Here is a 2,358-nt window from a genome sequence, read left to right as displayed (position 1 = left end):
AAGAAGCCGCGTCGAAACGAAGATGCATTGCTTGAAGCTGATGGGCCAAGGCCTCATGGCGCGGGACTTCGACCGGCAGGTCGCGGAGATCCAAATCCGTGTTGCAGTCCTCAACCAGTACACCGCTCTTGGTATACCCATCACGGAGCCCGAAGGATAAGCCCGTCCGGGGAAAGGGGAAGCCTGCCCAGCAACGGATTTGTGCAACAAAGCCCGTTTGCATCAGACCATGGCCCGTATTGGGGGGAGGAAAAAGCGTCTTTGATCAACGTCCGCAGTGCAAAGGTTACACGAATGCTGAGGAGGCGTGACAAATGGAACCGTCGCCCGCTTGGGTAAAGCGGGCGACGATTGGAGTGTTTAACAAAACGTTCCGAAGAATGGGGCGTCTTTAGTGCGCCATAAATTCCAGGATTTCGCCTGCGATTTCCTGCGCGTGTGTTTCAAGCGCAAAGTGGCCCGCGTCGTAAAAATGCGTTTCGGCTTCGGGCAACAGTTTCTGGATCGCTTCAACGCCGGTCAGGGTGAAGAAGGGGTCGTTCTGGCCCCAAACAACCAGAGTTTCCGGCTGCAGCTTAGCCAGTTTTGCGTGCCATGCGTCATAGTTGGCAACGTTGTCCTGGTAGTTCCACAGGTATTCCAGCTGAACTTCGGTGTTGCCGGGACGGTCCAGGCCGGCTTGGGCGTGGGTCCATGCATCGGGGCTCAGGCGCTCGGCTAGGGTGCTACCCTGACGGTATTGCCATTCGGTGGTTTGTGGTGCCAGGAACTGACGCAGGGGGGCTTCGGTTTCGCTGTTACGGTCGCCCCAGAATGGTGCAAATTGCTTTACGATGTCAGGGTTCCAACCTTCAACGTGGAAGGTTGCATTCTGGATGATAACACCTTCGACACGCTCAGGGTGTGCATCCAGCATGCGCAGGCCAACGGGTCCACCAAAGTCCTGCATGAACAGCGTGTATTCGTCCAGATCGAGTGCCTCGACAAAGTGGTTCATGGTTTTTGACAGGGTCGCAAAATCATAGTCGTATTCGTCTGCGGACGGTGCCGAAGACTGGCCAAAGCCGGGGTAGTCCGGTGCAACAACATGATACTTTTCCGCCAGTTCAGGGATCAAGTCGCGGAACATGTGCGAAGACGTTGGGAAGCCGTGCAACAGCAGGATGGTCGGCGCGTCCTTGGGGCCAGCTTCGCGATAAAAAATCGAAACATCATCAACGTCGACAGTATTGTAAGTCGTCTGATTGTGCGCAGGGCCAGCCAACGCGGGTGCGGCCGAAACGGCCAATGCCAACAGAGCGGCGGTGGTTGTTTTAAGTGACATGGTCCAAGTCCCCTAGATCTAAAAATAACCGGTAAAGTTAATTAATACCGGTTACAGGTGCTAACCAGTGATTTGCATTCAAGCAAGTTACAAAATTGTGAATAGAGAATAGCGCGGTTGTTCTTGAAACCCCTGTTCAAGATCGAAAACAGCAATTACCTCTTCCTCTTCTCGCAGTGTTCCCATGTCCCAGGCAGGAGAAGCCGATGCAGAGCGACCGCCAAATCCAGCTGATGTTCATCGGTGAGGCCAAGAGTTTGGATTTTCTGAACTCAATCATGCGTCCCGAAACGGGCGTGGTGGATTGGATGGAGACCGGCACGGACGTCCTGCGGTGGTTTGTGCTGTCGGATCTTGCAACCGAGGATGAGGTTGCCTTGGTCATGCGGGACACAGCGTCCTTGGGCAGATACATGCAGGAGATCCGCGAGTTTCGCGAGGAATTCCGCAGCTTTGTCGCAGAGATCAGCGAAGATCCAAGCCGGGTGGCAGGTCATGGGATGGTCGCGCGGATCAACGGTATCCTCGGCAACACCGCTCAGGTCTTGCAGATCGAAAGCGCAATGGACGCAACCAACCGCCCCTATCAGCTGACTTATCACTCACAACTGCGCGGGCCCGAGGATCTGTTGCCACGGATCGCTGCCACCTGTGCTCAGTTGATTTGTGAGGCCGATCTGCGGTTTGTGAAAAATTGCGAGGCCGAAGATTGTTCGCTGTATTTTCTGGACGTGAGCAAAAGCCACCGGCGGCGATGGTGCTCAATGGAGGTCTGCGGCAACCGGGCCAAGGCGGCGGCCTATCGGAAGTCCAAACAACGCCCGTGAAATGAAAAAGGCAGGCCATAGTGACCTGCCTTTCACGTGTCGCTTTTCGCGCGGGTTAGAACGCGCTTGGCATCAATTGCCGTGGCAACCACAATGCGATCTCTAGGAACAATATGACCAAGAGCAGGATCACCAGCATCGGTAGCAGGATGATCAAAACATCGCGTTGAGCTACTCCCCAATCCTTGGACAAGATTTGGCGTAAAT

At 54.8% G+C, this 2,358-nt stretch carries 2 protein-coding genes and 1 pseudogene; 2 read left to right on the top strand and 1 reads right to left on the bottom strand.

What is annotated here, in order from left to right:
- Positions 1-160, top strand: a pseudogene (locus KMP13_RS00175) (IS5/IS1182 family transposase); the annotation flags it as partial.
- 231 nt (positions 161-391) lie between these two features.
- Here KMP13_RS00175 and KMP13_RS00170 read toward each other — a convergent pair.
- Entirely contained in the window at positions 392-1,324 is a 933-nt protein-coding gene (locus tag KMP13_RS00170) for an alpha/beta fold hydrolase (RefSeq protein ID WP_215263425.1), read from the bottom strand.
- A gap of 206 nt (positions 1,325-1,530) precedes the next feature.
- On the opposite strand from KMP13_RS00170, the gene KMP13_RS00165 reads away from it, so the two are divergent.
- Positions 1,531-2,151, top strand: coding sequence for a CGNR zinc finger domain-containing protein (locus KMP13_RS00165; RefSeq protein ID WP_215263424.1), 621 nt, complete (start codon positions 1,531-1,533; stop codon positions 2,149-2,151).
- The last annotated feature ends 207 nt before the right edge of the window (positions 2,152-2,358 follow it).

This window comes from Epibacterium ulvae, from assembly GCF_018678075.1.
GTDB classification, from domain to species: domain Bacteria; phylum Pseudomonadota; class Alphaproteobacteria; order Rhodobacterales; family Rhodobacteraceae; genus Epibacterium; species Epibacterium ulvae_A.
The sequence above is the reverse complement of the archived record's forward strand: the minus strand, read 5'-3'. Positions and strand labels throughout refer to the sequence as shown.

Bases quoted from the DNA above. Each gene is read 5' to 3' on its own strand.
- KMP13_RS00170 (WP_215263425.1), bottom strand. From the start codon at position 1,324: ATGTCACTTAAAACAACCACCGCCGCTCTGTTGGCATTGGCCGTTTCG.
- KMP13_RS00165 (WP_215263424.1), top strand. From the start codon at position 1,531: ATGCAGAGCGACCGCCAAATCCAGCTGATGTTCATCGGTGAGGCCAAG.